Consider the following 5,602-nt stretch of genomic DNA (forward strand, 5'->3'; position numbering starts at 1 on the left):
AGGCCCCGGGGTGTTGGCGCACCGCCGGGGCCACTGCATGTATGGGGCCACTGACCCGGCCCCATAACACCGTACCAGGGGGCGCCGGTGGGCCGACGGTTGGACGTAGACCAGCTGGTCGGGGCGACGGAGATAGCCGCCCGGCTGGGCGCTGCGAGTCCGCAGGTCGTCCGCGTGTGGCGTCGGCGGCACGCCGACTTCCCCGAGCCGGTAACGAAGGTGAGTCAAACGCTTATCTGGTACTGGCCCGATATCGAACGCTGGGCACGTTCGACCGGTCGTCTCTAGGACGCCCCACACGAGAGTCGGTCAGCCGTGACTGACCGACGAGCAGAACTCTCGGATGTCCACCCCCGTGAGGACTCGGATGACATCCTCGACTTTGACGAGCATGTCGATGAACTCAAGTGGGAGAACGATTTCTGTTGTGACGGACGTCTCCGCGATGCCTACAGCGAGCGGCGAATCGCCGTGCACGTACACATCGTAAAGTGGAAAGTCGGCACTGACACCGCAGACTTCTGCTCCGTCCTGTACAGCCCCGATCGTCTGGAACGACGTTATCCCGGCGCCGAGAGCGGGATGAGGCACGCAGTCCGATATCAGCACCGAGATTGGGATGGCTCGGTGCTTGTCAAGGTTGTGCAAGCTGTGCAGACGCCACAAATCATTGAACATGTAGGACCACGGATAGCCGTCGATCCCTGGCGCCACTTGCCCTCGCTGGAACGGCTGCAATTCCTCGATGATTGCCTGATGGTCACCGGACAGGCCCCGCATTTGATGCGGCCCCGCCATCGTCCCGTCCTTTCGCTTCGCCTCCCACGCTTCGCGGGTGCCGAAGATAGGGAACTGCGTATTCGACGGAGCGGGAACCTTGTATCCCTCCGCCAGAGCCCAGGCGAGGTTGTCGAGGCTCGACCGCAGGTTGAACAGGAACTCGCTGATGGTCAAAGACCAGCCAAGCTTCGGGTATTGGCGAATGGAGGCGCGCCAGACGTGTTTCGTTTGTTCCGCGTTGCTCTCGCGGATAAGCGAGTATGGGTCACCTCGTTGGTAGCTCTCGATCACCTCTGTGAGCGTGTCGAGGTGCTCCTGGGCTCGCCACCACTTGAGGGCAGTTCCGGTCAGGTCGAGGTCCATGGCCTACGCTGGGAGGACAATGCCAGACGACAACGAACCGACGCAGGAGACGCCGCAGGGCTACACGATCCCGGTGCCGAAGCGCGATGACGTGCTCGACGCTCTGCGGAAGGTCGCACGGCCCGAGACGTCATCGGACCGGGACAGCCGCCCGGAGGAGTAGCGACCAGAACATCGCCCGGCGGTCATCCCGCCGGTTGTACCGCCACACGTACTCATTCAAGTACCCCTGTAGGTACTTGGCGGAGACGGCGTGATGGGTACCTCGCAGGCTGCTTTTCACCAGCGACCAGAACCCCTCAATGGTGTTCGTGTGCACGTCACCTTCGACGTACACCCGAGCCTTGTGGTGAATCCGGCGATGCTGGTAGCCAGCGTTCGGCACCGACGCCGTGTAGTGAGTCGCCTCGTCGGTGTAGACGGTGGACTCCGGCAGCACCCGTTCCACGACGTGCGGCATGATGGACTCAGCGTCAGCCCGAGGTACGACGTGCGCCGCGACCCGGCCGCCCCTCTCGACCATCCCGAGCACCGTGACCTTCTTCGACATGGCGTGCCGGACGGCGGCCGACTGGCGCATAGCCGACGTGGGCAGGTGCGAGTACCGCGCCCGGTCAGCCTGACGGGGCTTGCCGCCAACGAACGTCTCGTCAATCTCCACTTCACCGGAGAACGGTTCGGTGTCGTCCTGCACCATGAGTTCGTTGCGGATCAGGTGGAACATGCGCCACGCCGTCTTGTACGTGACGCCCAACTCGCGCTCAAGCTGCTTGGCGGAAATCCCGCAGCGAGTGCTCACCATGAGGTACATGGCGTAGAACCACAGCTTGAGCGACGTGGACGACTTGTGGAAGATCGTCCCCGCCGTCGGGTGGACGTGGTGCCCGCAGCCCGTGCACGACCACGACGTGTTCCGGTTGCACATGGCGTACTTCTTGAACACCCGCTCCCGGTCGCACTTCGGGCAATGAGCGTGCTCACCATCGGGCGAGTACCGGGTGCGCCAAAGCCACTCAAGGCACGCGGCGTCATCGGGGAAGTCCCGAAGGAACTCCATCAGCGACCACGACGACTCCGACGACGCCGCTCGCTTCGGGTTGTTCCGGTCCACCTGTGCCATACGACCATGGTACGCAGGGGGTACGACAGTGAAGGGATAGTTACCGGAACGGCTTACGATTCCCGGCATGAGGATGGGACCGCACCTCGCGCTCGGACGGGACCCGTCCGCCATCCAGGGACGGTCGGTGGACCGCAAGGTCGTGCGCCGGGTGTGGGGGCACGCCCGCCCCTACCGGCGCCTGCTGGCCGTGTTCCTCGCCACGATCGTCGCCGAGGCCCTGCTCGCCCTCGTGCCGCCGCTGCTGTTCCGCACGGTCATCGACGAGGCCATCCCCGACCGCGACCGCGGGCTCGTCAACCTGATCGCCGTGCTCGTCGTGCTGGCCGCCGTGGCCAGCGCCGGGCTGTCGCTCGCCGAGCGGTGGTGCTCGGCCCGGGTCGGCGAGGGGCTGATCTTCGACCTGCGCTCCTCGCTGTTCGACCACGTGCAGCGGATGCCGCTGGCCTTCTTCACCCGCACCCAGACGGGCGCGCTGACCAGCCGGATGAACACCGACGTGGTCGGGGCCCAGAGCGCGCTGACCGGGACGCTCGGCGCCGTCGTGTCCAACGTGATCGTCCTGGCCACCACGCTGACCACGATGTTCGTGCTGGAGTGGCGGCTCACCCTGCTGTCCCTCGTCCTCCTCCCGGTGTTCATCTGGCCGGCGAAGCGGGTCGGTCGCCGGCTCCAGGCCATCACCAGGGAGGGCATGGACCTCAACGCGGCGATGAACGCCACGATGACCGAGCGGTTCAACGTCGCCGGGGCCATGCTCGTGAAGCTGTTCGGCCGGCACGACGACGAGGCCGCCGAGTTCTCCGCCAAGGCCGGGCGGGTGCGCGACATCGGCGTCCGCTCCGCCATGTACGGCCGCACGTTCTTCATCGCCCTCGGCCTGGTCGGCTCGGTGGGGACGGCCGTCGTCTACGGGGTGGGCGCCAACCTCGCCATCTCCGGCGCCATCACGGCCGGGACCCTGGTCGCCATGGCCGCCTACGTCGCCCGCATCTACACCCCGCTCACCAGCCTGACCAACGCCAGGGTCGACCTGATGACGGCCTTCGTGGCCTTCGACCGGGTGTTCGAGGTGCTCGACGCCCCCCGGGTGATCGACGACCGGCCCGGCGCCGTCGACCTGGTCGAGCCGAGGGGCCGGGTGGAGGTCGACCGGGTGTGGTTCCGCTACCCGGCGGCCGCGGAGGTGTCGATCGCCTCGCTCGAGCTCGACGGCAACCGCCCGCTGTCGGCGGACGCCACCGCCTGGGTGCTGAAGGACGTGTCGGCGACGGTCGAGCCCGGCCAGCTCGTGGCCCTGGTCGGCCCGTCGGGCGCCGGGAAGACCACCCTCTCCGCGCTGATCCCTCGGCTCTACGACGTGAGCGAGGGCGCCGTGCGGGTGGACGGCGTCGACGTCCGCGACCTGACCCAGGCGACCCTGCGGGCCGCCATCGGCGTGGTCGCCCAGGACCCGCACCTGTTCCACGACACGGTCGCCAACAACCTCCGGTACGCCCGGCCCGGCGCCACCCAGCAGGAGCTGGAGGCCGCCTGCCGGGCCGCCCAGGTCCACGACGTGATCGCCGCCCTGCCCGACGGCTACGAGACCCTGGTGGGCGAGCGGGGCTACCGCCTGTCGGGCGGCGAGAAGCAGCGCCTGGCCATCGCCCGGATGCTGCTGAAGGACCCGGCCGTCGTCATCCTCGACGAGGCCACCAGCCACCTCGACTCCGAGAACGAGGCCGCCGTCCAGCAGGCCCTCGCCACCGCGCTGGCCGGCCGCACGGCGATCGTCATCGCCCACCGCCTGTCGACCATCCGGGCCGCCCACCAGATCCTCGTGCTCGACGAGGGCCGGATCGTGGAGCGGGGCACCCACGAGCAGCTGCTGGCGGCGAACGGCCTCTACGCCGACCTCTACCGGACCCTCGTGCGGGGCGACGTGGCCCCCGCCGAGGGGGCGGTCGGCTAGCCGGTCCTCGCCTGGACGACGTCGAACTCGTTGCCCTCGGGGTCGGCCATCGTCACCCAGCGGGTGCCGAAGCCGGACCGCTCGGCGATCGTCGTCGCCCCGAGGCCGGCGAGGCGGGCCACCTCGGCGTCGAGGTCGTCGGCGACGAGGTCGGGATGAAAGCGGTTCTTCGCCGTCTTCGGCTCGTCCACCCGCAGGAACAGCAGCCCCGGCGTCTCCCGCGGCCGGTTGGGGCCGCCGACGGCCGCGAGGTCGGCGGAGGCGTCGGGGCCGACGTCCCAGCCGAGGGCGGCCGCCCAGAACCGGGCCAGCCCCGCCGCGTCCGCGCAGTCGAAGGTGACGTGCTCGAAGCGGAGGCCCACCTCAGGCGCCGACCCGCTCGCGCAGGAAGGCGATGTCGTCCTTGCGGCCGTCGTCCCCGGTCTCGCAGATGACCGGCGCGTTCGCGGTGCGGACGACGGCGACCAGCGCGTCCGGCTCGATCGTCCCCCGCCCGAGGTGCTCGTGGCGGTCCCTCGCCGACCCGAACGGGTCGCGCGAGTCGTTGCAGTGGACGAGGTCGATGCGGCCGGTGATGGCGAGGATGCGCTCGGCCGCGGTGACGACCTCCTCGCCGGCGGCGTGGGCGTGGCAGGTGTCGAGGCAGAAGCCGAGGCCGAGGTCGGCCACCCGGTCCCACAGGCGGGCCAGCACGTCGAAGCGGCGGGCCATGGCGTGGTCCCCGCCGGCGGTGTTCTCCAGGTAGACGGGGACGGTCGTCTCCAGCCGCTCGAGCGCCGTGCGCCAGCGCCCGAAGCCCTCCTCCTGGTCGCCCTCCGCGGCGACGTGCCCGCCGTGGACGATCACCGCGGTCGCGCCGATGGCCGCGGCGCCGTCGCAGGTGTCCTGGAGGATCTTCCTGCTCGGGTGGCGGATCCTGGGGTTGGCCGCCGCCAGGTTCACCAGGTACGGGGCGTGGACGTACACCGGGATGCCGGAGGAGCGGAGCGCGTCGGCGTCGTCCCTCGGCTTCGGCGGGTGCCAGCTCTGCGGGTCGCCGAGGAAGATCTGGACGCAGTCGGCGCCCTCGGCGGCCGCCGAGCCGCGGGGGTCAACGGGCGGGACGTGCGAGCCGATCAGCACGGGCCCGACGGTACCCCCCGCCGGCCCCCGAACGGGCGCCCCGGAAGCGGCGGAGGCGGAGCGAGTTCGTGACGACGAAGACCGACGAGAACGCCATGGCGCCCGCGGCGATCATCGGGACCAGCATCCCGGCCACCGCCAGCGGGATGGCGGCGACGTTGTAGGCGAAGGCCCAGAACAGGTTGCCCTTGATCGTCGACAGCGTGCGGCGGGACAGGCGGATGGCGTCGGCCGCGACCCGCAGGTCACCGCGGACCAGCGTG

Annotated in this window: 6 protein-coding genes; 1 reads left to right on the forward strand and 5 read right to left on the reverse strand. The window is 69.5% G+C overall.

Features of this window, described 5'->3' with window-relative positions; all coding sequences use genetic code 11:
* Positions 1 to 309 precede the first annotated feature (309 nt).
* Positions 310 to 1,143: a hypothetical protein gene (locus VGB14_12320; protein HEX9993704.1), complete on the reverse strand. Its 834-nt coding sequence runs from the start codon at positions 1,141 to 1,143 to the stop codon at positions 310 to 312.
* Between the two features lie 130 nt (positions 1,144 to 1,273).
* Positions 1,274 to 2,263, reverse strand: a complete 990-nt coding sequence (locus tag VGB14_12325) for an IS1595 family transposase (GenBank protein HEX9993705.1) — start codon at positions 2,261 to 2,263, stop codon at positions 1,274 to 1,276.
* A 67-nt stretch (positions 2,264 to 2,330) separates the two neighbouring features.
* Here VGB14_12325 and VGB14_12330 point away from each other — a divergent pair, with 67 nt between their 5' ends.
* A complete protein-coding gene (locus tag VGB14_12330) occupies positions 2,331 to 4,217 on the forward strand; it encodes an ABC transporter ATP-binding protein (GenBank protein HEX9993706.1) in 1,887 nt (628 codons plus the stop codon).
* On the opposite strand, the gene VGB14_12335 is transcribed toward VGB14_12330, so the two are convergent.
* The 3 genes from VGB14_12335 to VGB14_12345 form a co-directional block, all read right to left on the reverse strand.
* Positions 4,214 to 4,579 carry a VOC family protein gene (locus VGB14_12335; protein ID HEX9993707.1) on the reverse strand — a complete coding sequence of 122 codons (366 nt, stop codon included), beginning with the start codon at positions 4,577 to 4,579 and terminating at the stop codon, positions 4,214 to 4,216. The genes VGB14_12330 and VGB14_12335 overlap by 4 nt on opposite strands.
* Position 4,580: 1 nt before the next feature.
* Positions 4,581 to 5,339, reverse strand: a complete 759-nt coding sequence (locus VGB14_12340) for a deoxyribonuclease IV (GenBank protein HEX9993708.1) — start codon at positions 5,337 to 5,339, stop codon at positions 4,581 to 4,583.
* A partial coding sequence (locus tag VGB14_12345; GenBank protein ID HEX9993709.1) for a hypothetical protein occupies positions 5,308 to 5,602 on the reverse strand: 295 nt, incomplete at its 5' end. The genes VGB14_12340 and VGB14_12345, both read right to left, overlap by 32 nt.

This window comes from Acidimicrobiales bacterium (assembly GCA_036399815.1).
Classification (GTDB): domain Bacteria; phylum Actinomycetota; class Acidimicrobiia; order Acidimicrobiales; family DASWMK01; genus DASWMK01.